The organism is Longimicrobiaceae bacterium (genome assembly GCA_036375715.1).
In the GTDB taxonomy this organism is placed as follows: domain Bacteria; phylum Gemmatimonadota; class Gemmatimonadetes; order Longimicrobiales; family Longimicrobiaceae; genus DASVBS01.
Map to the genome: position 1 here is coordinate 45,435 of DASVBS010000053.1, position 23,757 is coordinate 69,191.

The 23,757-nt window shown below is 67.4% G+C and carries 21 protein-coding genes; 9 read left to right on the forward strand and 12 right to left on the reverse strand.

Going from position 1 to position 23,757, the window contains the following annotated elements; genetic code table 11:
• Positions 1-119 precede the first annotated feature (119 nt).
• Positions 120-2,471 (reverse strand): hypothetical protein, encoded by a 2,352-nt coding sequence (locus VF167_09890; GenBank protein ID HEX6925734.1) that lies wholly within the window; start codon positions 2,469-2,471, stop codon positions 120-122.
• A gap of 337 nt (positions 2,472-2,808) precedes the next feature.
• On the opposite strand from VF167_09890, the gene VF167_09895 reads away from it, so the two are divergent.
• Positions 2,809-5,187 carry a prolyl oligopeptidase family serine peptidase gene (locus tag VF167_09895; protein HEX6925735.1) on the forward strand — a complete coding sequence of 793 codons (2,379 nt, stop codon included), beginning with the start codon at positions 2,809-2,811 and terminating at the stop codon, positions 5,185-5,187.
• 117 nt (positions 5,188-5,304) lie between these two features.
• Here VF167_09895 and VF167_09900 read toward each other — a convergent pair whose 3' ends face one another.
• The 8 genes from VF167_09900 to msrP form a co-directional block, all read right to left on the reverse strand.
• The gene (locus VF167_09900; protein ID HEX6925736.1) at positions 5,305-5,628 is read right to left on the reverse strand and encodes a heavy metal-binding domain-containing protein; all 324 of its coding nucleotides are present in this window, start codon (positions 5,626-5,628) and stop codon (positions 5,305-5,307) included.
• Positions 5,629-5,729: 101 nt separating this feature from the next.
• Entirely contained in the window at positions 5,730-6,638 is a 909-nt protein-coding gene (locus tag VF167_09905) for a DMT family transporter (GenBank protein ID HEX6925737.1), read from the reverse strand.
• Positions 6,639-6,688: 50 nt separating this feature from the next.
• Positions 6,689-7,387, reverse strand: a complete 699-nt coding sequence (locus VF167_09910) for an HAD family hydrolase (GenBank protein HEX6925738.1) — start codon at positions 7,385-7,387, stop codon at positions 6,689-6,691.
• 323 nt (positions 7,388-7,710) lie between these two features.
• Positions 7,711-8,715 carry a DUF4097 family beta strand repeat-containing protein gene (locus VF167_09915; GenBank protein ID HEX6925739.1) on the reverse strand — a complete coding sequence of 335 codons (1,005 nt, stop codon included), beginning with the start codon at positions 8,713-8,715 and terminating at the stop codon, positions 7,711-7,713.
• Positions 8,716-8,754: 39 nt separating this feature from the next.
• Positions 8,755-9,483 carry a hypothetical protein gene (locus tag VF167_09920; protein HEX6925740.1) on the reverse strand — a complete coding sequence of 243 codons (729 nt, stop codon included), beginning with the start codon at positions 9,481-9,483 and terminating at the stop codon, positions 8,755-8,757.
• Entirely contained in the window at positions 9,480-10,031 is a 552-nt protein-coding gene (locus VF167_09925; GenBank protein ID HEX6925741.1) for an RNA polymerase sigma factor, read from the reverse strand. Before VF167_09925 ends, VF167_09920 begins: the two co-directional genes overlap by 4 nt.
• Positions 10,032-10,324: 293 nt before the next feature.
• On the reverse strand, positions 10,325-11,020 hold the full coding sequence (locus VF167_09930; protein HEX6925742.1) for a protein-methionine-sulfoxide reductase heme-binding subunit MsrQ: 696 nt from the start codon (positions 11,018-11,020) through the stop codon (positions 10,325-10,327).
• Positions 11,020-11,937, reverse strand: coding sequence for a protein-methionine-sulfoxide reductase catalytic subunit MsrP (gene msrP / locus VF167_09935; GenBank protein ID HEX6925743.1), 918 nt, complete (start codon positions 11,935-11,937; stop codon positions 11,020-11,022). The genes VF167_09930 and msrP overlap by 1 nt, the downstream gene beginning before the upstream one ends.
• Positions 11,938-12,055: 118 nt before the next feature.
• On the opposite strand from msrP, the gene thpR reads away from it, so the two are divergent.
• From thpR to VF167_09975, 8 genes are all read left to right on the forward strand, one after another.
• A complete protein-coding gene (gene thpR / locus VF167_09940; GenBank protein ID HEX6925744.1) occupies positions 12,056-12,601 on the forward strand; it encodes an RNA 2',3'-cyclic phosphodiesterase in 546 nt (181 codons plus the stop codon).
• Between the two features lie 57 nt (positions 12,602-12,658).
• Positions 12,659-13,444 carry an SDR family NAD(P)-dependent oxidoreductase gene (locus VF167_09945; protein ID HEX6925745.1) on the forward strand — a complete coding sequence of 262 codons (786 nt, stop codon included), beginning with the start codon at positions 12,659-12,661 and terminating at the stop codon, positions 13,442-13,444.
• A gap of 173 nt (positions 13,445-13,617) precedes the next feature.
• A complete protein-coding gene (locus VF167_09950; protein ID HEX6925746.1) occupies positions 13,618-14,949 on the forward strand; it encodes a sigma-54 dependent transcriptional regulator in 1,332 nt (443 codons plus the stop codon).
• A gap of 156 nt (positions 14,950-15,105) precedes the next feature.
• Entirely contained in the window at positions 15,106-15,714 is a 609-nt protein-coding gene (locus VF167_09955; GenBank protein ID HEX6925747.1) for a hypothetical protein, read from the forward strand.
• Position 15,715: 1 nt separating this feature from the next.
• The gene (locus VF167_09960; protein ID HEX6925748.1) at positions 15,716-16,720 is read left to right on the forward strand and encodes a tetratricopeptide repeat protein; all 1,005 of its coding nucleotides are present in this window, start codon (positions 15,716-15,718) and stop codon (positions 16,718-16,720) included.
• Positions 16,721-17,039: 319 nt separating this feature from the next.
• The gene (locus VF167_09965; GenBank protein HEX6925749.1) at positions 17,040-17,699 is read left to right on the forward strand and encodes a plastocyanin/azurin family copper-binding protein; all 660 of its coding nucleotides are present in this window, start codon (positions 17,040-17,042) and stop codon (positions 17,697-17,699) included.
• The gene (locus VF167_09970) at positions 17,699-18,742 is read left to right on the forward strand and encodes a cupredoxin family copper-binding protein (protein ID HEX6925750.1); all 1,044 of its coding nucleotides are present in this window, start codon (positions 17,699-17,701) and stop codon (positions 18,740-18,742) included. The genes VF167_09965 and VF167_09970 overlap by 1 nt, the downstream gene beginning before the upstream one ends.
• 66 nt (positions 18,743-18,808) lie before the next feature.
• Entirely contained in the window at positions 18,809-19,321 is a 513-nt protein-coding gene (locus tag VF167_09975; GenBank protein HEX6925751.1) for a CHRD domain-containing protein, read from the forward strand.
• Between the two features lie 144 nt (positions 19,322-19,465).
• On the opposite strand, the gene VF167_09980 is transcribed toward VF167_09975, so the two are convergent.
• The 3 genes from VF167_09980 to VF167_09990 form a co-directional block, all read right to left on the reverse strand.
• A complete protein-coding gene (locus tag VF167_09980; protein ID HEX6925752.1) occupies positions 19,466-20,464 on the reverse strand; it encodes a rod shape-determining protein in 999 nt (332 codons plus the stop codon).
• A 114-nt stretch (positions 20,465-20,578) separates the two neighbouring features.
• Positions 20,579-21,223: a hypothetical protein gene (locus tag VF167_09985; GenBank protein HEX6925753.1), complete on the reverse strand. Its 645-nt coding sequence runs from the start codon at positions 21,221-21,223 to the stop codon at positions 20,579-20,581.
• 4 nt (positions 21,224-21,227) lie between these two features.
• Positions 21,228-23,645, reverse strand: coding sequence for a transglycosylase SLT domain-containing protein (locus VF167_09990; GenBank protein HEX6925754.1), 2,418 nt, complete (start codon positions 23,643-23,645; stop codon positions 21,228-21,230).
• Between the last annotated feature and the right edge of the window lie 112 nt (positions 23,646-23,757).

The following is a 23,757-nucleotide window of genomic DNA, read 5'->3' on the forward strand; positions in this document are numbered from 1 at the left end:
GCGGGCGCGGGGCAATGTAGAATGCTGTCGGCGGAGTCGCAAAGCATTCGCGCGCCGCCACGCGGCCGCACGCCCTCTCGCCCGACGCTTACACCGTCAGTCCATCGGTCGTGCCCGAGTCAACGGCGATAGAAGCTCACCACGGGTGCCGCAGTGAGCGAGGTCGCGAGCGCATTCCCCCGGCTGCTCACGCCCACCGCCACGATCCCGAACTCACCGGTGAGACCCGTCGGCGGCTGGTAGTCGAACTTGTAGAGGTAGGTGCTGCGGTTCCCGGCGTCGGTGATACTCGCCTCCGTTCCCTCCAGCGACCCGAGGTGACTCAGGAGACCACTCGGCGAACGGCGGTAGAAGTGGATGCGCGCGAAGGGGCGACCCGTGCCGCTCTCGCCCTCCACTCGCGCCGAGATTCGTACCCCGGTGGGATCGTCTCCCTCACAGCCCGCCGTGCAGACGGTGGCGCGATCCACTGTCACCTCGGCCACCCCGAAGCGCGGGAAGGGGTCGTTGGTGCCGACGTCGCCGCCATATCGCTCAGGACGAATCACCATCGCCGACGAGGCGAACAGGCCGGCGGCGTCGTAGGCTGTGGCGCGAAGCGAATCGACCAGAACCGTGTTCCGAGGCCCCTCCCCATTGGCCAGTGTCAGCGTGCGGACGAACGGGGAGGTCGCCCGGACCTCGTCGCCCACCGTGAGGTCATCGTCGAAAGGCTCTCCGACCGGAGAGGATGGAATGAATGGAACGGCCACCCCCGGTTCCGCACCCCCCGTCGAGCGGTAGACCAGACGGACCTCGACCGAGGCGAGCTCGACATCATCCGAGGCGGGAACCGTCACGGAGAAGTTCTCCCCCGGCGTCACAGCAGCGTCCATCTCCACCGTCCCCGCGAGCGGAGGCTGCAGGTCGACCAGGAACGTGCGGCGCACCGGTTCCGAGCGATTGCCCGCGCGATCGAAGGCCACCAGGGTATAGGTATAGTAGCCGGCGGTGGTGCGCGGGACGGGGATGGCGGCGCCCAGCGTGTCGCCCACACAGGCGCCTGCCACGCTCCGGCCGGGCAGGTCTATCGACTCTACCATCGGGCCGCAGGTGTCGGTGGCGGGTCGGCTGTCGAGGTGTTCGACCACCACCTCCAGCATCCGTTGTGGGAAGCCGCTGAGGTCGTCGCGTACACGCGCCACCAGATCCTCCCCCGGATTGGCGAGCCGATCTGGAAGGTTCAGCGCCTCGATCTGCGGAGGGGTGAGGTCGACCCCGAACTCGTAGCCGTCGAGCAGCGTGCAGTTGTGCAGCGCATCGCAGACCCGGGCGACGAGGCGGTAAGAACCAGCCCCACTCTGCGACAGATCGGCGCCGACTTCCACCAGAGTCCCTTCCGCGACCATATCCTCCGCACTCAGCGCGGGATCACCCGCATAGAACTGAACGCTGACCCGCCCTACTCCGTCGTCTCCTTCTCCCTCCGTGCTGTAGGTCTCCACGAAACGGGTCTCGGCGCCGACCCACGCGCGGGCCACCAGCCTGCCCGGCCGCGGCGGCGTCCCGTCGTAGCGTAGTGGGTCGGTCTCCTCCGACGGTCCGTCGCCCCCACCCTCCAGCTCGCTACTCAGGGAGACCTGCAGGGTGGAGTCGGTCACGCCGGCCAGCACTTCAGCGGCAGAGAGGCCGAAGCGAAACGGGGCGGCCGACGCACTGGCGGTATGGATCTCCCCATTCGGCGCCTCGTAGCGCAGCTCCACCCTTCGCACCGCCTTATCCGATTCGAACAGGATGGGGAAGACTTCGATGGAGAGGTCGCCGCCGAACCAGGTCTGTCCCGAGCTGTCTACCGCGTTTCGTTCGCCGGTGATCTTGGTGAACAATCGGGCCGGATTCCGCAGGTTGAAGGTGACCTGTGGCGCCTCCGCCAGGGGGCGATCACCGGGTCCGATCAGTCGCGCCGTGAGCGGAAACATACCGTTGAGAAACCAGGGGATGGCGCTTTCCTCGTCGTACCCCGCGGTGTCGATCGAGCAGCTTACCTGGGCCGGTTCGGGCGCCGGTTCACCAGCGACGTGCGTGAACTGTTCCTCACACATCAGCCGCTCGCCGAGGAGTACTTCCAGACGCCGGGCGTTCCCGGCCTCCACGCGATACGTGGCCACGACAGTCGCAGACACGGCGGATGGATCCACGGCGTCCCCGCTCGGAGTGGTCAGCTCCGTCAGCGTCAGCGAGGCTGGAAGGTCGGGAAGCACCGTGACCTCGATCTCCGCGAAGACACGCGGATCGATCGCCGAGATCCCCGCCAGCCTGGCGGAGCCGGGAGATCGGGCGGTCGCAAAGCCCGTCTCGGTATCGATGTCCACCACCTCGGGATCCGAGCTGCGATAGGTGACTCCCGTGTGACTCATGTTGCGGATCGTCGCCCGGACCGTCAGGGTGTCGCCCACATAGAGGGCAACGGGTTGATCCGGGGTGATGGCCACGGAAGGCCGCAGCCCGGGTCCGGTACCATCGTCCCCGCACGCAGCGAGGAGAATTAGACACAGGGCCACGCACAGCCGCCGGCGGAGAGCGAGCCGGGCTGGACGGCTGGAGTGATTTTCTTGGGGCTTCGACAAATCTTGCGCGCGCCCGCGCGAGCGGGAAACGGTCAACGATCGATGAGAATACGGGGCGAACGGAAACGACCCGCCGTCTGTTCCTCTGACATCGGCAGAGTCACAGGAGCGGACCTTGTTCCATGCGTCATCCGCGGAGGAGGTCTCAGGGACCCACTGGGGACCCGCCCCGCACCATCTCCACAAATTCGTCAGCGATAGCATGCACGACACGGCGCCCCAGGGGGAGCATCCGGGGTATCGGCTGCCGCCGGAGCCGATCCCCACGATCCTCGACGCTCCTCCTACCCCGCTACTCACCCTCTCTCCCGACCGGTCGCGTCTGGCCTGGTTCGGTCGAAGAGGGCTTCCACCACTCGCAGAGCTGGCCGAGCCCGAGCTGGGGCTTGCGGGCGTACGCCTCAACCCCCGCACCAACATGCGGAGCCGGCAGGACCACCTCGTGTCCCTCTCCATCGGAGGGCTGGACAACGCGACACCGCGGCCGATCGAGCTTCCCGAAGGCGCACGCCTGACCTACCCGCGCTGGTCACCCGACTCCCGCCACCTGGCCTTCGTGCACACGTCCAGGGAGGCAGAGCTCTGGATCGTCGACGTGGAGGCGAAAACGTGCCGTCGACTGGCCCTGCCACCGCTCAGCGGCGCCTTCGGCATCCCGTACCGCTGGCTGCCGGATGGATCCGGCCTGCTCGCCTTCACTATCGTGCCCGACCGGGGCGCCCCGCCGCCGACTCCCGAGGTAGCGAGCGGCCCGCTGGTCCAGGAGTCGAGCGGAGTCTCCGCACCGACCCGGACCTACCGGGATCTGCTCGATGGTCCGCACAGCGAGCGGCTCTTCGAGTTCTACTTCACCGGACAGCTCTGGCACGTTGCGCTGGACGGCACGACCACGCCGATCGGGGCGCCCGGGCTCATCGCCTCGTTCGACCCGGCCCCCCGCGGGGATGTCGTCCTGCTCGAGCGGCTACGGCGCCCGTTCAGCTATCTCGTACCCTACCACCGCTTCCCGCTGGAAGTCGACGTGGTCGACCTTGCCGGCAAGGAGGTTCGGAGCATCGCGCGCCTACCCCTTGCCGATCAGGTTCCGGTCGTGTTCGACGCGGTGCCCGCCGGGCCGCGGGGCTTCCACTGGCGCGCCGACGCCCCCGCGGAGCTGGTATGGGTCGAGGCGCTCGACGAGGGGGATCCACGTAACCCCGCCGCTTTGCGCGACCGCCTTGTGATCCTCTCCGATCCCGACGGCGAGCCGCGGAGCCTGCTGGAGCTCGAACACCGCTACGCCGGCATCCAGTGGGGCGACGATCAACTGGCGATCGTCTATTCTCGCTGGTGGGCGACCCGCACGGAGCGGCGGATCGCCATCTCTCCGAGCGACCCCGAGAAGCCACCGCGCCTGCTCTCAGAACGCTCCTACCAGGACGCGTATAACGACCCGGGGTGGCCGGCAACGCGCCGAAACCATCTGGGCCGCTCGGTGCTGCAGACCGCGCCGCGGGGAAGCGCGATCTTCCTCATGGGGGAGGGTGCCTCTCCTGAGGGGAGCAGGCCGTTCCTCGACCGGTTCGATCTGGAGACCGGAGAAACCAGTCGGCTGTGGCGCAGCGCAGAGGGGGAGTACGAGGCGGTTGCGGTGATCCTGGACGATTCCGGCAAGCGGATTCTCACCCGGCGAGAGTCGTCCAACGATCCGCCCAACTATCGCATCCGTGACCTCTCCAGGAAGTCCATCCTTCAGATCACGGGCTTCACCGACCCCGCCCCTCAGCTCGCCGGACTCGGGCGAAGGCTGATCACCTACCGGCGAGCCGACGGCGTGAACCTCAGCGGCACCCTGCTCACCCCACCGGGCTACCTCCCCGAGCGGGACGGCCCGCTGCCGATCCTCTTCTGGGCTTATCCGCGGGAATTTCGGGATCCGGGCGACGCGGGCCAGGTCCTGGATTCGCCCTATCGGTTCAGCCGACCGACGGGCGCGTCGCACCTCTTCCTGCTCACGCAGGGGTACGCCATCCTGGACGGCCCGGCGATGCCGATCGTCGGAGAGGGGGACGCCGAGCCGAACGACTCGTACATCGAACAGCTGGTCGCCAATGCCGAGGCCGCGGTGGAAGCGGTGGTGAACCTGGGGGTCGGGGACCGGGAGCGGATCGCCGTGGGCGGCCACTCGTACGGCGCCTTCATGACGGCCAACCTACTCGCCCACACCTCGCTTTTCCGCGCCGGCATCGCGCGAAGCGGCGCCTACAACCGCACGCTTACTCCTTTCGGCTTCCAGCAGGAGCAGCGCAGCTACTGGGAGGCCGCCGACACCTACCACCGGATGAGCCCCTTCACCCACGCCGACCGACTGCGCGCCACGATCCTGCTCATCCACGGTGCCGAGGACAACAACCCGGGCACCTACCCGCTCCAGAGCGAGCGCTTCTACCACGCGCTCAAGGGGCACGGCGCCACGGTGAGGTATGTCGTCCTCCCGCACGAGAGCCACAACTACCGCGCCCGCGAGTCGGTGCTGCACGTGTTGGCGGAGATGGTGGAGTGGCTGGATCGGTGGCTGAAACCGGAGGGGAGGCGGGAGTGAGGGGGGTGACAAGGTGACAAGGTGACAAGGTGATGGGTCGGCTCGTGTTTCGGGGGCGGCCGGTTCTGGGACGTTGTCACCCGTTCACCCGTTTCACCTTGTCACCTTGTCACCTTGTCAGATCTTCACCGCCGTTCCCGCCGCGCTCACCATCAGCATCCCGCCGCCGCTGCCGAGGCTGATCGTCTCATAGTCGATGTCCACGGCAACCACGGCATTGCCGCCGCGGGCGGTGGCCTCCTCCACCATCTCGCGGATGGCGATCTGCTTGGCCTTGCGCAGCTCCTCCTCGTAGGCGGCGGAGCGGCCGCCGACGATGTCGCGGATCCCGGCAAAGAAGTCCCGCAGAATGTTGGCTCCCAGAATCGCCTCTCCGCTCACCAGCCCGAGGTACTCCTGGATCGGCTTGCCTTCGATGGTGGGTGTGGTGACTACGAGCATCTTCCCCTCCCCTGGTTGAAGTGGTCCTGCGAGATCCTTCCTACGCTACGGCATCCCTTCGAGATTCGGGCGCCCCCTCAGCCGCCACTATTCACCCCGCCTCATTCACGCACCATCATCACACCGCCGATCACCAGCGCGGCGCCTAGCAGCGACAGCAGGGTCAGCTCCTCGCCGAGCCAGATCGCCCCCGCAGCGAGTGCCATCACCGGCGTCAGGTTCGAGAAGATGGCGGTCCGGGAGCTGCCGATCTTCCCGACGCTATTGTACCAGACCAGGTAGGCGAGACCGATCGAGAGAAAGGCCGAGTAGAAGAGCCCCACCCAGGAGAGAAGGTCGACCTCCGCCCACGCCTGCGCTACCAGCGAAGGAACCCCGATCAGGAAGATGAAGACGGCGCCCGACCACAAGGTCCAGGCGGTGGCGCGGATGGCACCGTAGCGGCGGATGAGCGGCTGTGATCCCTGGGTGTAGAGCGCCCAGAATACGGCCGCGCAGAGCAGCAGCAGGTTCCCCAGCAGCGCCCCACTCCCCTCGATGCTGAGTGCCGCCCGGCTCACCAGTGCCACGCCGACGATCGACGCCACCGCCCCGATCCAGGCACGCGGTCCGTGCCGAACTCCCGCCCAGAGATCGAGCGCCAGCACGAAGACAGGCACCACCGCCAGCATGAGGCTGCTGCTTCCCGCGGTACTGAGGTCGAGACCAACGATAAAGGCCACCTGGTAGATGGCGTTGCCGAAGATGCCGAGCACCAGGATGCGGGCCCAATCGGTACGGCTCGGCATCTCGAGGCGACCCTGCCCTCGGAGCACCAGGTACACAAAAGCGGAAGCGAGGAGATAGCGAAGCGCGTTGAACGCCAGCGGGTCGAAGGTCTCCAGGGCCCGCTTCGCAACTGCGAAGTTGAGACCCCAGATGCAGACCATGAGGATCAGGCTCGCCTCGGTCCAGCCGAACCCGCGGGCTCGACCTGGCGGTGCCGACACCTCCGGATCGATGGTTGTCAAACGAGAATATTCCTGGCTACGAAGCTACAAATGATCCATATCGATGCCGGTCACGCCGTACTGCCGGCACCGCGACGGCCCAGAGGCGACTCCGCGTAGCGGTCGAGCAACTCGGCCGGATCGGCGTAGACCGCGATTGCGCCGCTCAGATCCTTCTCGCTCCAACCGCCCGTCCGCAACGCGATGACGGTCACGCCGGCCGCACGGGCCGCCTCCACATCATAGGGGGTGTCGCCGATCATCACGGCCTCGTGCGGCGCCACCCGCGCCTGCTGTAGCGCGGCGTGGACCACGTCCGGCTCGGGCTTGGACTCGTCGACCTCGTCCGCCGAAGTGGCATCCTCGATGAGGTCGCGGACGCCGGCGCGCTGTAGCAGGCCGTCCAGCTCGTCCGGGCTCGCCGAGGTGGCCACGACGAGCGCGTAGCCGTCAGCCTTCAGCCGCTCGAGCAGCGCGCGCACTTCCGGCGTGGGCTCCAGGCTCTGAAGGTACCGACTTCGGAAGATGTTCCCCTTCCGTTCCTCCAACTCCTCACCCTGCGGATCGTCCTGCTCGAAGCCGAAGGCGCGGGGGATAAGTTTGTCCGCTCCCATCCCGATCAAACGCAACACCTCGTCTACCGCGGGCGGATCGATACCCATCTGTCGAGCGGCCTCGACGAAGGCCCGAGCGTGGGCTTCGTTGCTGTACAGGAGCGTCCCGTCGACGTCCAGGATGACGGCTCGGACCGCTTTTTTGCTGCGGATCATATCAGGTGGAGAGAAGACAAAGAGGGTGCCCGCACGGGCAGTGACGATCGCCGTTGCACTCGCAATTCTCAGGCTTGATCCGGTCGTCCGGCGAAGGCTAAAGGCATCCGACTGTTCGGTGATCACCCGCTCCTGGCCGGTCTCCCGGGCGGCTTCCCGCGGCCGACCCCGTTCGACCGGGCTCGGCTTCGCCGCTGAGACATTCGGGCAACTCGCCTAAGACCGAGGTCAGAGACGGAAAGCGGCGGGGGCCCGGCCGTTCTCGACCGGACCCCCGCCATCACGTGTGTCTCTCCGGATTCTACAGCACCTCAGCTCCGCCTTCAGTTCCCGCGCTGGAAGCGGATCTGTCCGCTGAAGGACTTCGCCGTGACGAGCGCTCCTCCGCTGCCGGTGATGAATTCGAGCTCCCTTCCGGGTGCGTACTGGCTGACCGGGCGCGCGCTCGGTCCGAAGTCGTTCTGAATCTCGCCGCTGAAGGTCGTGGCCTGGAAGCGGGCCTCGAGGCCAGCAGGGAGAACGAGGGTGATCGAGCCGCTGTGGCTCTGGGCGTTGATCGCAGCATCGCGAGCGAGATTGGCGTTGAACTCCACGTCGCCCGACACACTCTCCATGGCGGCGTACTGCAGCGGACCGCCGCTCACCCGGATCGACCCGCTCACCGTGTGTGCCGCGAGTCGACGCGAAGCATTGGCGACGGTGATCTCGCCGCTGACCGACTTGGCCATCACCTCAGGGGCCGAGGCAAGAACATCGACGTGTCCGCTGATAGCGCCTGCCTGCACGCTCTCCCGGGCGCTTCCCGAGATTCTCACGGCGCCACTGGTGCTGTTCGCCTCCACCGTGGACGTACTCGCGTCCACCGCCACCCCTCCACTGGTAGAGACCGCCCGCACTCTGGCCGGGGAGCCCGCGACCTGTACGCTACCGCTGGTGGACTGCGCATCCACGGAACCGGTCACGCCCTCGAGCGAGATGTCCGCGCTCGTGGTCCTCACCCGCACGTCCTTCCGCGCCGGAACCCGAATCTGCAGCTCGGAGCCGCGGACGTTGCGTGCGTTCCGGGGGATCACCACCTCGACACGCACATCGTGGCCGCGGGCCTCCACGTCCAGGCGTTCCGTCCCCTCGCCCAACATCCCCGTCACGCGAACCTCCGCGCGGTCCCAGCCGACGACGTGCACCTCGCCCGAGAGGTTCTCGATGTGCACCGTCCCGGTCGCCGGTGTAGCAACGGTCCGGTCCACCGGCGTCTGCGCGCCGGCAGGCGAGATCGCGGCGAGGGCCACCAGGATCGCGGCAACCGGTACCCACATCACTCTGCGCATCGCCACCTGGCATTCATGAGGTTTCGTCTCCGGTCGGCATCAGCTGCGCGCAGAGAGCCGGACCGCCTGCTGCAGAAGCTCGAGCTTTTGTCGATAGATCGCCGATAGAAGCAGGGGCACGTCCACGCTGGATGGATCCTCCGCCAGTGCGCGCCGTGACTCCGCGATAGCCTGATCGATGATCGCCAAATTGCGCTCGACCACCGCAATGGTGGCCGGGTCGAGGCGATCGCGGCGCGCCTCGAGCTCCTCCTCCAGCGCCTGGACGGTCGATCGATATTCCCCGTCCACCGCCGCGAAGGCCGCCAGGGCGGGCGTGGGCTCTCGCAGCTCTTCGGCCGGCGCCGCCGCAATGGGACGCTCACCCGTCAAAACCCGATCGCGCAGGCGCGGCCACAGCGCCCCCAGCGCTACCACCGTCGCGACCACTGCGGCCATGAGCCAACCCCACTCCCGCCAGCGCCGCCCCGCGGGGTACAGGATCTTCCCGTGTTCCCCCTCCTTCACTGCGACTGCCGGACGTCGCACGCCGTCACGCGCAGGAACTCCATCGATCCGCTCGAGGATCGCCGGCCAGAGATCTACCGGCGGATCTATCTCGCGAGGCAGCTCGCGCACGCGCCGCCGCAGCTCCCGGAGGGCGGAGAGCTCTCGTGCACACTCGGCGCAGCCTTGCAGATGGGCCCTGACATCATGCGGGACGTCCCCATAGGGGGCCTCGAAATATTCCTGCAAGTCCGGGTGCTCGGACATCGGCTCTTCGTTCATTTCAGCTTCTCCATCAGCAGCCGTCGAGCGCGGTGCAGGAGCGCCTTGCAGGTTCCTTCCGCCCGCCCGGTCATCTCCGCGATCTCCTGGTGGGTATATCCTTCGATCTCGTGGAGGACGAACACCTTGCGGCTCGCTTCCGGGAGCGCGGCCAGCGCCGCCTCCAGATCCATCTGTTCCCCGGTCGGCGGATGGCCTCCCCGCGACTCGTAGAGCGTGAGGTCGTTGGTCACGAACACTCGCGCCGCGCGGCGCCCCTCGCTCCGCCGCTGCCCTAGCACCACGTTGACCGCAAGGCGGTGCAGCCAGGTTCCAAACGCGCTCTCCCCCCGGAAACCCGCGAGCTTCTCCCACGCGCGGACGAAGACGTCCTGCGTCAGCTCCTCGGCGGCGGCGGGGTCGCCGCTGAGTCTCAGGCATAGAGCGTAGATCCGGCCGACGTTGTCGCGGTACAGACGTTCAAAGGCCGCCACGCTGCCCGCCAGCGCCTCCGCAACGACGGCACTCTCCGCCCCCACGGGCGCTACATCCTCTTCGATAAGCCTCATGCCCCGGTTCGCGGTGGTTTCCGCCGCGGCGGTCGCCGAGTGGCCCTTCGGCTTCACCCTATCGGATACCGCACAAAGGTCAAGCGTTTAATTGGCGAGCGACCTGGCGGAAACCTGGCAGGGGCGGTCGGCCGACCGGTGTCCTGAGCCGGCGAGATGGTAGCAACCTGGAAGGGTTCGGTGGGGATCCGAGGGCAGATCGGCGGCCGCGAGCCTGGAACGGGCGAGCCGTCCCATCGGGATCGATCTGCACAAACGTTGACGGGCGTATGCACGCCGGGCGAGGACCTCGCTCAACTGGCCAGGCGACCTCGCGAGGAATCGCCCGCGGCAATGCGGTCGGAGCCCGCGGCAACTGCCGGTCTGACCCGCGCGGCAGGCGGCGGGCGGGACGGCGCCCGGCGACGGCGGAACACGGGCAGGCGAAGCAGGAAGAGGCCCGTGAGCACGGTCGCGAAGATCAGCGGTTCACGCACATCGGCCTTCACCAGCCACAGGAAGTGCAGCACCCCCAGCACCGCAGTGGCATATACCAGGCGGTGGAGTCGTTGCCACCGCCGTCCCAGTCGGCGGATCCATCCCTTGGTGGAGGTTAGCGCAAGCGGAATCATCAACACCCAGGCGCTGAATCCCACCGTGATGTACGGCCGCTCGACGATATCCTCCAGGATGTAGTCGAAGGAGAGTAGCTGGTCGAGCCCGAAATAGACGGAGACGTGCAGGCAGGCGTAGAAGAAGGCGAAAAGGCCAAACATGCGCCGATATTGCACCACCCGATTCCAGCCCGTGACCCGGCGCACGGGAGTCACGGCCAGGGTGACCATCACGAAGGTGAGGGTCCACCATCCCGTTCGCAGGGTGAGATCCTCGATCGGGTTGGCGGTGAGGTCACCGTTTGCCGCGTCCCACACCAGGCGCAGAAAGGGCGCAAGGCAGAGCAGGAAGATCGCGGCGCGCGCGACCTTCGGCGGAACGGCCGGCGACCGCATCAGAAGTAGCGGCGCAGGTCCATCCCCGCATACAGGCTCGCAACCTGTTCGGCATACCCGTTGAAGGGCAGCGTCGGACGCATGCGGAGCTCGCCGATGCGGCGCTCCCTCGCCTGGCTCCAGCGCGGGTGATCCACCTCCGGGTTGACGTTGGCGTAGAACCCGTACTCCCTCGGGGCGGCGATATTCCAGGTAGTGGGCGGCTGCCGTTCCACCAGGGAGATGCGCACGATCGACTTGATGCCCTTGAACCCGTACTTCCACGGCACCACCAGGCGCAGGGGGGCGCCGTTCTGGTTCGGCAACGGGCGGTTGTAGATGCCCGTCGCGATGAGGGTGAGGGGGTGCATGGCCTCGTCCAGCCTCAGCCCCTCCACGTACGGCCACTCGAGGACGGAGCGCCGCTGCCCGGGCATCTGCTCCGGGTCGTACAGGGTGGTGAAGGCCACGTAGCGAGCCGAGGGGGTGGGCTCCACCTTGGCGAGCAGGTCTCTCAGCGGCACTCCCTCCCAGGGGATGACCATCGACCAGGCCTCCACGCAGCGCATACGGTAGATCCGGTCGACCGTGGTGAGGCCACTCAGCAGATCGTCGAGGTCATACGTGCCTGGCTTGCGAACGTGACCATCGACGGTGACGGTCCACGGTTTCGTGCGCAGCCGCCCTGCGTTGCGCGACGGATCCTCCTTGCCGGTGCCGAATTCGTAGAAGTTGTTGTAGGTGGTGATGTCCTCGTACGAGGTGAGCTTGTCCTGTGACGCCTGCTCCGCCTTCGCATCGCACGCGGCACCCAATGAGACTCCCCCGGCACCTACGGCAACTCCCGCGGCCTGCTTGATGAACTGGCGACGGTTGAGATACAGCTCCTCCGGTGTAACCTCGGAGAAGGGGATATCGGAAGGGCGTTTGATGAGCATGAGAACCCCCGGGGGATGGGATGAGTGCCGCCTGCTTAAGACGCCGCGAGGGCGTCAAGGTTCCTGACCCACTGCTTCAGACCTTGTGTTCTAGCCCTGTTCCAGGCCTTCGCTTTCCATGACTGAACGCCTCTTTCTCGGCATCCCCTTTCCCGCGGAGACGGTCGCTGCACTATCACGGCAGCTTGGCCACCGCTTCCCGCGGGGTCTCCCGGGCCGCCCCGTTCCACCGGAGAACTGGCACATCACCCTGCGCTTTCTGGGAGAGGTCGAGCCCGATGCGAGAGAGCGCCTGCTGCTCGCGCTCGACTCGGAGGGCCTCGGCCGCCCGTTCGAGCTGGTGCTCGACCGGCTGGGCGCCTTCCCCTCCAACTCCCGCGCGCGGGTGCTCTGGCTGGGGAGCGGGGACCGCCAGTCGGCCATCCGCGAGCTCGCGGCCAGGGTCGAGCGGCGAGTCCGGCAGGCAGGTTTTCCACCGGATGAACGCCCCTTCTCCCCGCACCTCACGCTCGCACGTCTGCGCGAGCCCGAGAACCTCCGGCACGCTATCGGAGGAGGCGAGGGGCCGCGACTCACGCTCAATGTTACCGAGATCGCGCTCTTTCGCAGCCACCTGGGTGGGCCGGCTGCCCGCTACGAGGTAGTGAGATCGCTGCCTCTCTGAGGCGCGGCACGAATCTCTCGCGCCTCCGTCCATCATCCACCAAGAACTGGAGCGATCATGGATCTGCGGGGAAAAGTCGCGCTGGTGACCGGTGCCGGCTCGGGCATCGGCCAGGCGGCGGCAATCCTGCTCGGCGAGGAAGGGGTGTGCGTGGCGGCCCTGAGTCGGACCGAGGAGGAGCTGCGTCGCACCGTCGAGCAGATCGAGCAGCGCGGGGGTGAGGGCGGCGTGTTCATCGCCGACGTTTCGGACGAAGCGCAGATGAAGGCGGCGGTGGACGCGATCGTCGAGCGATGGGGACGGATCGATATCGTCTTCGCCAACGCCGGCGTGAACGGCGTCTGGGCACCGTTGGAGGAGATCTCCACCGAGGAATGGGACCGCACGATTGCAATCAACCTTCGCGGTACCTTCCTGACCGTCAAACACACCCTTCCCTATCTGAAGCGCCAGGGTGGCTCCATCATCGTCACCGCGTCGATCAATGGGACCCGTGTGTTCAGCAACACGGGGGCGACGGCCTATGCCTGCTCGAAAGCGGCGCAGGTGGCCTTCACCAAGATGATGGCGCTGGAGCTCGCCCCCCACCGTATCCGGATCAACGTGATCTGCCCCGGAGCGATCACCACCGAGATCGAAGAGAGCACCGAGCATCGCAACATCGAGAACCTGGGTGTACCGGTGGAATTTCCCCGCGGGTGGCACCCGCTGCGAGGAGAACCCGGCACCGCCATGCAGGTGGCGCAACTCGTTCGCTTCCTGGCATCCGACGCCGCCGACCACATCACCGGCACGGAAATGTGGATCGACGGTGGCGAGAGCCTCATCGGGATTCATGGGTGAGCTGCGCGCCAGAGTCGCAAAAAGGCCTGCCGCCGATGCTGGACAGCGGAGGCGCCTCCTGAATGACGCGTGGCGCGTGAGCTCGGAGGCCGGCCTGGCCCGCTTGATTTTCGTTTAGCGCTGAGATAATTTAGCTGCGTCCGCGCGGTACTCCTCGCTCTCGAAGTTACTCGTTGGCTACACTCACCGTTCTCACCGCTTCCGATTCCTTCTCCTCCGTCTGGGAGGAGCTGGCGGCGTCGTTCGGCTGTGAGCTGCGGGTGGTTACGGCGGCTGCCGAGGCACACCGACCGGACTCCCTTGCCTGCATTCTCTCCGTGCCCGGGCGGGAAGACCAGGCTGAGACGGAGCTGCGCGCGCTGGCCGCCGCGGGGGTCGATCGCGTGCTGGTGGTCGGAGCCCGGCCGGAGCACCGACTCGCCGTGGCGATCCTCCACGCCGGGGCCGCGGATTACTTCGCTCTGCCAGGAGACATCGAGCCTCTTCGGGCCGCCATCGCCGAGCGAAGGCGTCGGGTGGACAGCCGCGACGCGCGGGAGAGCCTCGCGCGCGTCCAGCGCGAAAGCTTCGACTTCAGCCGGATCATCGGACATAGCCCGCAGCTCCGCGCTGCACTGGAGCGGGCGGCGAAGATCATCCCCCATGACCGCGCGGCGGTCCTGATCACCGGAGAAACGGGCACCGGCAAAGAGCTGCTCGCGCAGGCGATCCACTACAACGGTCCCCGGGCAGCGGCGCCTTTCGTGGAGATCAATTGCGCCGCGATCCCCGGGACCCTGTTGGAAGCGGAGCTCTTCGGCCACGAGCGCGGCGCCTTCACCGACGCCCGAACGGCCAAGCCGGGCCTGTTCGAGATCGCCGACGGCGGCACCCTCTTTCTCGACGAAATCGGTCACCTGCCGTTCGAACTGCAGGGCAAGATCCTCAAGGCGATCGAGGAAAAGAAGATTCGACGCGTCGGCGCGGTCGGCGTGCGCGAGGTCGACGTGCGGGTGATCGCCGCCACTCACCGCGATCTGGCCGCGGCAGTGCGGGAAGGCAACTTCCGCGAAGACCTCTACTATCGCCTCAACGTGATCCCCATCCAGCTCCCTCCCCTGCGGGAGCGGGGGGACGATGTGCTGCTGCTCGCTGCGCATTTCATCCGGCAGCTCGCGGCGCAGTACGGCCTCCCCGAGCCGCCGCTCACCAATGAGCTGCGAGGGATGCTGCTCTCCCACCCCTGGCCCGGGAACGTTCGCGAGTTGCGCAACTCGCTGGAGCGGGCGCTCCTTCTAGGGGACGGCCGCCTCGAGGTCAGCGATCTCTTCGCCCCACCCACCCAGCCACAGAGCACCTCGTCGGGGATCCCCTTCCCGGCATCGCTGGCAGACATCGAGAGGGCAGCCGCGCGCACCATGCTCGACCGCTTGCAGGGCAATAAAAAGGCCGCCGCGGACGCCCTCGGAATCTCTCGCTCGAGGCTCTACCGGTTGCTGGAGCCGGTGACCACTCCGGAGGGATGATGGAGAATTCACCGCTCGCCTCAGTCGCGCGCCGCGACAGCTGTTCCGCTGCGCGACAACCCTCCGCGCACGGAATCCAGCGGACAGGCGGCTTGCGCAGGGCTCGCCCCTTGCTTGCCGCACAGCCGGCGATTCCACTCCTGCCCGTGTGATGACATGAAAATGCTGCTCCGTTTCGCCCTGCCGGTCGTGCTTGCACCCACGCTGGCCCTGGCCGGCTGCCGTGACCTCACCATCTCGACTGAGCCGGACGTCGTCGATGAGTCCGAGCTGATCTTCGTGAAGGTGGACCCCGAAGCTCCGCCCCTCGTCGCCAAGGAGGTGAGCTTCTGGGCGGTTCAGGGGGAGACGAGGCAGGTGCAGATCTCGTACGAGACCGGGGTCTATGGCAACGGCAAGTGCCTCCTGTTCCGGGTCCCTGCCGACGCGGTCATGCTCGGCGTTGCGCCGGGCGACTCGGTTCAGATAACCATCCGCGTGCTCGACGAGTCAGAGTTCCGCTTCGAATTCCTGCCCGCGGGTCTCCAGTTCGATCCCGAACATCCGGCCGAGGTGGAGATCCGGTATCGCTGGGCCGATCCTGACATCGACGGTGATGGCGACGTGGACCCGCGCGACCAGCTCCTCGCGGAGACCTTCACCCTCTGGAAGAACACCGGGGGTAGCGAGTGGGCGCGGGTGGCGGGTAGTCATCGCGACCGCGACCTGATCGAGGTCCGCGGTCCAGTAGTCGGCTTCACGCAGTACGCCCTGGCCACTGACTGAGTTGGACTCGAGTTCCCCGTCCGACCTTACCACTACCCTGGAGAGGGCCCGCGAGCTTGCGGCCGCGCGCGACTGGGCCGCGCTGGCAGAGCTTGCGCGGGAGACCCCGTCCGAGGCCCTCGAGCAGGCACCGGAGCTGGGCTATCTCTGCGCCGATGCGCTGAACCGTACCGGCGCGACTGCCGCCGCCCGAACAACAGCCGGCGCGGTGGAGCCGGCCATCCGGCGGGCGGGGGATCGCCGACTCCTGCTGCGGCTCGAAAACTTGCTCGGCGTCATCGCGTTCGAGGCGGGAGAGTCGGCGGAGGCGGAGCGCCACTTCTCCGAGTTGCTCGAGAACGCGAGCCGCTGGCAGGACGACGAGTTCGTCGCCCGCGCGTCGAACAACCTGGGCGTGCTCGCCAACATCCGTGGCCGTCGCGACCTGGCGCTCACCTACTACGAGCGCGCGCTCGCCGCCTACCAGCGTCTTGGCCACCTACGCGGCCTCGCCCAGACCCACTACAACCTCGGAATCTCCTACCGCGACCTGGGGCGGAGTGAGGAAGCTGACGCCCACTACCGCCAGGCGATCGACTTTGCCGGGCGCTCTGCCAGCGAGGACGTTATCGCCCTGGCAGAGACGGAGCGCGCGGAGCTCCGCATCCGCAGTGGCGACGGGTCGCTCGCCGATCGCTGGTTAGGCAAGGCCCAGCGCCGCTTCGAGAAGCTCGGTGATCCCGTTCGACGCGCCGAGGTCCTTCGGGTGCGCGCCAGCGCCGCGCGGCTACGCGGCCGCATAGAGACAGCCCGGAAACACCTCGAAGAGGCGTTCGCGGTGGCCCGCTCTCACTCCAACCTCCTGTTGCTGGCCGAGGTACAGCGCGACCGAGGGATGCTCTTCCGCGACCTGCGGCTCGAAGAAGAAGCGCGCCTCGCCCTGCTGGACGCGGCCGATCACTTCGCCCGCCTCGGCGCCGATGACGAAGCTCGCGCCGCACGCCAGGCCGCAGGCGAACAGGAGTAGCCCCTTCCTCGAAGCCTCTTCCGCTCACCCTCGCACGCCTCGCCCGAGGTCCCTACCCGGAGCCCCCCGGGCCACGTGGCCCCCGATCCAGTCGAAGTGTACCGCAGCGAGACACCTCCAGGTCGACGGCGCTCTCGGATCCGGATTTCTAAACCATTACGGCACAACGAGTAAGAAGACACTTCACGGTCTCGGCAACGACGGAATGGGGGATGCCCTTCACAGGGCGACCCCGCCCCGACTGCCCGCCGTACTGCCCGCTCGCAATGCGGGAGCGGTAGCAGCGCGGGGCCTCCGCGCCAATGTCGAAGGAGAGACCATGATGTCGAGACCATTCGTGATTTCGCTGGCGGCCGCACTCCTGCTCTCCCTCGGGTGCAGCGGCGATGGCGGCTACGGTGGTGACGGTGGAGACGGTGGCAACGGCGGCCCTACCGGCCCGCAAAACAACGGTCGGCTGGAAGGGGAGGTCACCGGACCCGGCGGCGGAATCCCCGGTGCCGAGGTGGCCATCGAAGGAGGCGGTAGCACGGAAACCGACGAGGACGGCTCCTACTCCATTTCCAACGTGGCGCCCGGCACGAAGACGGTCACTGTAACTCCGCCGGATGGCTTCACTCTGGCTCCCGGTGAGACCGCGTCGAAGACGGTGAACGTGGTCGCGAACGCCGCCGCCACGCTGAACTGGAGCCTTCGCCTCGAGGACACCAACCCGACCGCCGTGGAAATCGGGCTCACCGCCAACCGATTCAGCCCGGACGACGTGGTCATCCCCGTCGGCAGCACGGTCACCTGGGTGAACGAGACCTCCACCACTCACACGATCAGCCCCAACGACCCCGGGCAGTCCGGGACCTGGCCGGAACAGACGATCAGCGGCGAAGGAACAGAGTACCAGCACACCTTCAGCACCGCCGGGACGTTCGACTACGTGTGCAAACTGCACGCAGGCATGACCGGCGTCGTGCGGGTGCACTGATGAGGGCGGTCCTCACAGTCGCCCTGCTGCTTTCTCTGGTCAGTGGGGTTTCCGCTCAATCGGTGCTGGAACGCTCTCCCAATCTTCACGGGGTGTGGTCGTTGCCGCAGGGACAGGCCGTGTTCGTCTTCGCGCACCGCTTCGAGCTGATCGATGGCGCCGACGAGCTACGCAACATCCCGACGCTCACCGTGGGCGCGGGCCTTCCGCTCGGGCTCACTGTCGGACTCGACTACACCTCGAACAGTGAGATCAGTCCCGGGAGCTCGGGCGCCAACGAGGTCGAATACTGGCTGAAGCGGTCGTTCCTTCCCACCAGCGACCTCGGCTTCTCTGCGCTATTGGGCTACAACTCGGTCGCGGAGAGCGTCGACGGAGCACTCGACGCCCGCATCGGCATGGGACCATTAGCGGTGCTGGGCGAAGTCCGGGCGTTCAGCGACGCCTTCGGCGCTGGCGAAGGGGGAGCTGCGGCCACGGTGGGGGCTCTGCTCCGCCTCACCCCTTACCTGGCGCTCACGGGGGATGTCGGGCGCATGCTCAACACCGACACGCTCGGCACCGTCTGGAGTACGTCGGTATCGGTCGCCATCCCGGGTACCCCCCACAGCTTCTCGCTGCAGGCGGCGAACAATGGAGCCGCAACCCTGCACGGCGTGTCGCGCGAGCCGGAGGGTGCTCTCAAGTCCGTGCGCTACGGCTTCACCTTCACGGTACCCCTCGGGACTGCCTCACAGTGGGCCCGGATCTTCCGTCCCCCTCCCGTCTCCCAAGGTGCGGCCGCCGACACCAATGTGGTTCGCGTGGACATGCGGCAGATCGCCTTCGCGCCCGCGGAGATCCGCATCCGCCGGGGACAGAAGGTGGAGTGGATCAACAGTGACCCGACAGTGCACACGGTCACCGCGGACGACGAGAGCTGGGGAAGCGAGCTGATCCCGGAAGGGGGACGCTATTCGCGCGTCTTCGAGGAGATCGGGAGGTTTCCGTACCACTGCCTCCCACATCCCATGATGCGGGGCGTCGTGATTGTCGAGGAATGAAGCTGTTGCCAGGGCGTTCGCCTGGGATGCGACGCCTGGTCGAACCCCGAGCCGAGGAAAACCACCATGCTCAAGACAGTCCGCTACGCAGCCCTGGCGCTGCTCCTGCCGCTGGCGCTCACGGCCTGCGATGACGACGATGACGACGGCGCGATCGTCTACCGAGCAGAGCTGAGCGGCGCCAGCGAGGTGCCTCCGCGCACCACCTCCGCCACCGGTGTCGCGGAGTTCCGCCTGAGCGACAACGACGTCATTACCTACACGGTGGACGTTACCGGCCTGAGCAACATCGCCGCTGGCCACATTCACGGCCCTGCCAGCACCACCACGAATGCCGGAGTGATCATCGGCCTCTTCTCCACCCCGCCCAGCACGAGCCCCTTCACCGGACGCCTCGCGGAAGGGACCATCAACCGATCCTCGACCCTCAACGGGGTAGACTTTGACGGGCTCGTCAATCTGCTGGAGACGGGTCAGGCCTATGTGAACATCCACACCAACGACGGTGTGGATCCGCCGGATACCGGACCGGGTGATTTCCCCGGTGGGGAGATTCGCGGGCAGATCCTCAGGCGGTAGGGCAGGATCTTCTTCCTGAGGTAGCACGTAAAGAGCCGGCGCCAGGTACGGCGCCGGCTCTCTGCACGGATTTCGGGACACTGCAAGAATCCGTCGCGGTGCGTCTGCCCTCCGGGCGCGGCGTGACAAGCGCGCCCGTAGCCCCTACGGGGTCACCACCCCCTGATACGTCTCCCAGTCCTCCAGTACCGCCCCGGCACCGCGGACGACACAGGTAAGCGGTTCCTCGTCGACGTGGATGGGGAGCGAGACCTCGTGGCCGAGCAGGATATCGAGGCCGCGGAGTTGAGCTCCTCCGCCCGTCATCACGATCCCCTCGTCCACGATGTCGGACGCGAGCTCGGGCGGAGTGACCTCCAGCGCTCGCCGCACGGCCTCGACGACCGCCTGGATCGGCTCCTGGATCGCTTCCCGAATCTCCGACGAGCCGATCCTCACCGTCTTCGGAATGCCGCTGACCAGGTCGCGACCCTTCACCTCCATCTCCCGCTCAGGGCCATCCGGGTAGGCGGAGCCGATCTGGATCTTGATCATCTCGGCGGTGGCGTCGCCGATCAGCAGGTTGAATCCCTTCCGCACGAAGGCGGTGATGGCATCGTCGATCTCGTTGCCCCCGACACGGATGGAGGCGTCCGCCACGATGCCCGAGAGCGCGATCACCCCGATCTCCGTAGTTCCTCCGCCGATGTTGACGACCATGGAGCCGCGCGGGGTGATGACCGGTAGGCCCACCCCGATCGCCGCGGCCATCGGCTCGGAGATGAGGTGGACCTCCTTCGCGCCCGCCGCGATGGCCGCGGAGCGAACCGCTCGTCGCTCCATCTCGGTGATGCCGGAGGGAACCCCGATCACCACCTTCGGGCGAGCGCGAAAGAGTCCCTTCGGCAACACCAGTTGAAGGAAGTGGCGGAGCATGATCTCCGCCATGTCGACATCAGCAATGACGCCGTCGCGCATGGGCCGCACGGCCACGATCGCCTCCGGAGTCCTGCCGAGCATCCGCTTCGCCTCGAGGCCGATCGCGCGGACCCGCCCGGTTCCCCGCTCGACCGCCACGACGGAAGGTTCGTTCAGCACGACCCCTTCCCCCTTCACCTGGATCAGGGTGTTGGCCGTACCCAGATCGATCGCAATGTCTGCCACGCGCTATCCATCCGCAGGAGCCTGATAAAGTTACCCGCCGATGGGCGGGGCGCCCGGAAGATACCCGCCCGATGACGGGCGCGACAAGGTTGGACTGGACCCGGGAGGGGTGGCTCAGCCGAGCATTGTACCCAGCCAGAGGGCGAGCCCGCCCCCGAGGGTGATCCGGAGATTGTCGTCCAGCGGTAGCGGCAGGAACTCCAGAGCGGCGGCACCGATGCCGCCCATGACCACCGCGATTGGTGAGATGTCTGGCATCGCCGCACCGATGGCCAGGTTCACGGCCAGCACGGCGCCGGCTCCTTCCCAGCTCTTCCCCCAGGAGGTCCGGCGGCGACCCCATCGACGCCCAACAACCGCCCCGGCGGCGTCGCCGAGGGCGTTGTAGAGCATGGCAGTCACCGCCACGACTCGGGGGAAGAGTACCGCGGCGAGCAGGTACGCCAGGGCCATGTGGGTGGCCCCCGCGAACCGCCTGCGTTCGTGATCACGCAGCATGACCCGGGTTCCCCGCAGGAACCGGTATCGGACCCAGCGAACCCTGCGACGGGCCAGCTCCACGGCGAAGGCGAGGACCACGCCGGCCACGAGGAGCAGGAGTGACGCGCTCCGAGGCAGGAACCAGACGGCCGCGGGAACGACCGCGGTGGCTATGTGGATTCGCTTGCGGAGCAGCTCGCGCCGGAGGCCGCTCCAGCCGTTTCCCCCGACTCGCTCGGCGCTCCCCGTCCGCATCGGCTCGATTCCGGATCGGGTCACCGGATCAGGCGCCAGCAGGGCGATCGACCGCTCCGCTCGCGACTTCGGCGTCCCCATAAAGCCCGCGATAGATGGCGATGTTCCGCGTGAGAATCTTCACGTAGTCTCTCGTCTCGCGGTAGGGAATCCGCTCGGTGAACAGCTCCTCCTCGCCGTATTCCGGGAAGCGCTGCCACGCCTCGACCCGGTGCGGACCGGCGTTGTAGGCGGAGAAGACGGACGGCAGCGAACCGTTCCAACGCTTCATCTGCTCGGCGAGGAAGATCGTGCCCAGGTGAGCATTGATCTCGGGCTGGAAGAGCAGCTCGGGGTCCCAGTCGTCGATCCCGACCCCGCGGGCCAGACCCCGACCGGTCTCGGGCATCACTTGCATCAGGCCTCGCGCACCCACGGGGGAGGAGATCCGGGCCTTGAAGAGGGATTCCTGACGCACCAGCGCCGCCACCACATACGGGTCGAGCCCCTTCTCCTTCGCCTCTGCCTCGATCATCGGTCGATAGGGGAAGGGATAGACGATGCGCATCAGGCGTGGGTTGGCCGGTTCCTTCTGCTGCAGGCGCAATCCGATGCGGATTCCCCGCACCGTGAGGCCGCGGGCATTCAGTGCTTCGGCGAGCGGATAGAGCAGCACCGGATCGTCTCCGGCCGCGGCAATCCAACGATCGGCCTCCGCTTCGGCTTCGCCGTACAGCCCCGCGGCGAGGAGCAGGTCCACTCCCCGTAACCACCCCTCTACCCGCGCGACGGCTGCCGAATCATCCGCGGGCGAAGGTCCCATCGGAATAGGCCAGAACGGCTCACCCAGCCTGCGGCCGGACTGAAGCGCATAGTAGGAGAGGGGATCCCTCTCACGCGCGGCGCGGTAGAGCGCGAACGCGGTCGCGCTGTCCTCCATCGCTTCGTGTGCGCGACCCGCCCAGTAGGTGGACTCGAGCCACCGCTCCCCGCTGGGGTAGGTGGATCGGTACTCCTGCCAGAGCTGCGCGGCCCGTTCGTAATCGCGGCTCTGGAAGGCGGCGCCGGCGAGGCGCATCAGCGACAGGCCCGCACGGTCGTGGCCGTGAAACTCATCCGCGACGCGGCGGTAGATCGGGACAGCCTCCTCCAGGTCCTGGTCATCGTGCGCGAGGTCCGCGATCAGGAAAAGAGCCTCCGACGCCTGCCGGCTACCCGGATGCTCGCGCGCGAGACGGAGAAATATTTCCCGGCCACGGCTCTCGTTGCCCCGGCGGTATTCGGCGCGCCCGGTGAGGTAGAGAGCGGCGGCCGTATCGAGAGGGCGCAGCGCGGCTATCGCGTCGCCGTACTTACCTGCGTCGAACAGGGCCTGGCCCAGCGCCTGGCGCACGTTCCCGCGCTCCGACGCGGTCCCGGCGCCCGCCTCGAGCCACGCCTGGTAGTGGCCCGCCGCGCGGGCATTGTCTCCCCTCGCGTCGTAGACCCGCGCCAGCGTGAGCCGGTCGGACACGCTCAATCCGCCGATCTCCTCCAGCAGCCTGGCGGCGCCCGCCGCTGCCGCCGAGCTGGGGGCGGAGCTCGCCGCGACGCGTAGCTCGGCCCGGGCGTCCTCGTCGTTACCGAGCTCGTGCGCCATACGGCCCGCTACCAACGCGTAATCGGCGCGCTGCGACGCGCTCCTCGCCGCCTCCCGGTAGGAGCGGGCGAGGACGTAGGCGCCGGCGTAGTCCTCGACCTCCTCGTAAGCGCGCAGGAGCGCCTTGCGGCCCCGCTCCGCCAGCGAGCCGTCCTCCGGCACCGCTCCAATTCGCCGCCGCACGCCCGCCGTATCTCCTGTGGTGGCGAGCGCCTCGGCCGCGAGAATGTCAATACGGGCGCTGATATCGGGGAGCTCGGACCGCATTCCGGCGAGCAGCTCGGCAGCCTCCTCGGGACGTTCAAGTCGCAGTAGGACCAGACCCTGGCGGAGCTTCGCCACCGCTCTCAGCGAGGGATCACCCTCGGCCGAGGCGGTGTCGAGATAGCGGTCGTATGCATCCCAGGCTTCCCGCCAGGCTTCGTCCTCCTCGAACGCCCGGGCCAGCCAGTACCAGCCCTGCCCTTCGCCCGCCTCATTCAACCACTCCTTGCCCTCGAGGTAGCTGCGTACGCGCGACCACCCGCCCCATCCCGCCTCCGCACGCGCTGCCAGCAGCAGCGCGTCCGCATCCGGATCTGGCGTTACCCGCAGATACTCCCGCATCACCAGTGCGGCGCGCCAGGCCTGCCCGTTCTCCAGGAATACCCCGACCTCCTCGGGCACACCCGGCAGGCGCAGCGAATCCGGCGCCCGGCCGGGAGGCGCTTGGAGATCGGGAGGGTACTGCTCTGGCATTTCGGGGGCGCGACCGAATAGGAGAGCCACGGCCGCCACGACGATGGTGGTGGAGACGAGCAAGAGAATTCCCCGTTTGATGGACGTCATGGAGAGCGCCGCGCAGGTCCTCTAAGAGAGTCCCCGGCTCCTACCCGGGCCGCCGGGAGCAGGGTCCGACGGAGAAGGGGCAGGATGTGCGCCGACGCGGAGTGAAAAGGCC

Excerpts from the sequence above, each read along its gene's own strand:
- VF167_09970 (HEX6925750.1), top strand. The coding sequence starts at position 17,699 with ATGAGGGCGGTCCTCACAGTCGCCCTGCTGCTTTCTCTGGTCAGTGGG.
- VF167_09955 (HEX6925747.1), top strand. The coding sequence starts at position 15,106 with ATGAAAATGCTGCTCCGTTTCGCCCTGCCGGTCGTGCTTGCACCCACG.
- thpR (HEX6925744.1), top strand. The coding sequence starts at position 12,056 with ATGACTGAACGCCTCTTTCTCGGCATCCCCTTTCCCGCGGAGACGGTC.
- VF167_09975 (HEX6925751.1), top strand. The coding sequence starts at position 18,809 with ATGCTCAAGACAGTCCGCTACGCAGCCCTGGCGCTGCTCCTGCCGCTG.
- VF167_09925 (HEX6925741.1), bottom strand. The coding sequence starts at position 10,031 with ATGAGGCTTATCGAAGAGGATGTAGCGCCCGTGGGGGCGGAGAGTGCC.
- VF167_09900 (HEX6925736.1), bottom strand. The coding sequence starts at position 5,628 with ATGCTCGTAGTCACCACACCCACCATCGAAGGCAAGCCGATCCAGGAG.
- VF167_09920 (HEX6925740.1), bottom strand. The coding sequence starts at position 9,483 with ATGAACGAAGAGCCGATGTCCGAGCACCCGGACTTGCAGGAATATTTC.
- VF167_09965 (HEX6925749.1), top strand. The coding sequence starts at position 17,040 with ATGATGTCGAGACCATTCGTGATTTCGCTGGCGGCCGCACTCCTGCTC.
- VF167_09930 (HEX6925742.1), bottom strand. The coding sequence starts at position 11,020 with ATGCGGTCGCCGGCCGTTCCGCCGAAGGTCGCGCGCGCCGCGATCTTC.
- VF167_09945 (HEX6925745.1), top strand. The coding sequence starts at position 12,659 with ATGGATCTGCGGGGAAAAGTCGCGCTGGTGACCGGTGCCGGCTCGGGC.
- VF167_09895 (HEX6925735.1), top strand. The coding sequence starts at position 2,809 with ATGCACGACACGGCGCCCCAGGGGGAGCATCCGGGGTATCGGCTGCCG.
- VF167_09910 (HEX6925738.1), bottom strand. The coding sequence starts at position 7,387 with ATGATCCGCAGCAAAAAAGCGGTCCGAGCCGTCATCCTGGACGTCGAC.
- msrP (HEX6925743.1), bottom strand. The coding sequence starts at position 11,937 with ATGCTCATCAAACGCCCTTCCGATATCCCCTTCTCCGAGGTTACACCG.
- VF167_09915 (HEX6925739.1), bottom strand. The coding sequence starts at position 8,715 with ATGCGCAGAGTGATGTGGGTACCGGTTGCCGCGATCCTGGTGGCCCTC.
- VF167_09990 (HEX6925754.1), bottom strand. The coding sequence starts at position 23,645 with ATGACGTCCATCAAACGGGGAATTCTCTTGCTCGTCTCCACCACCATC.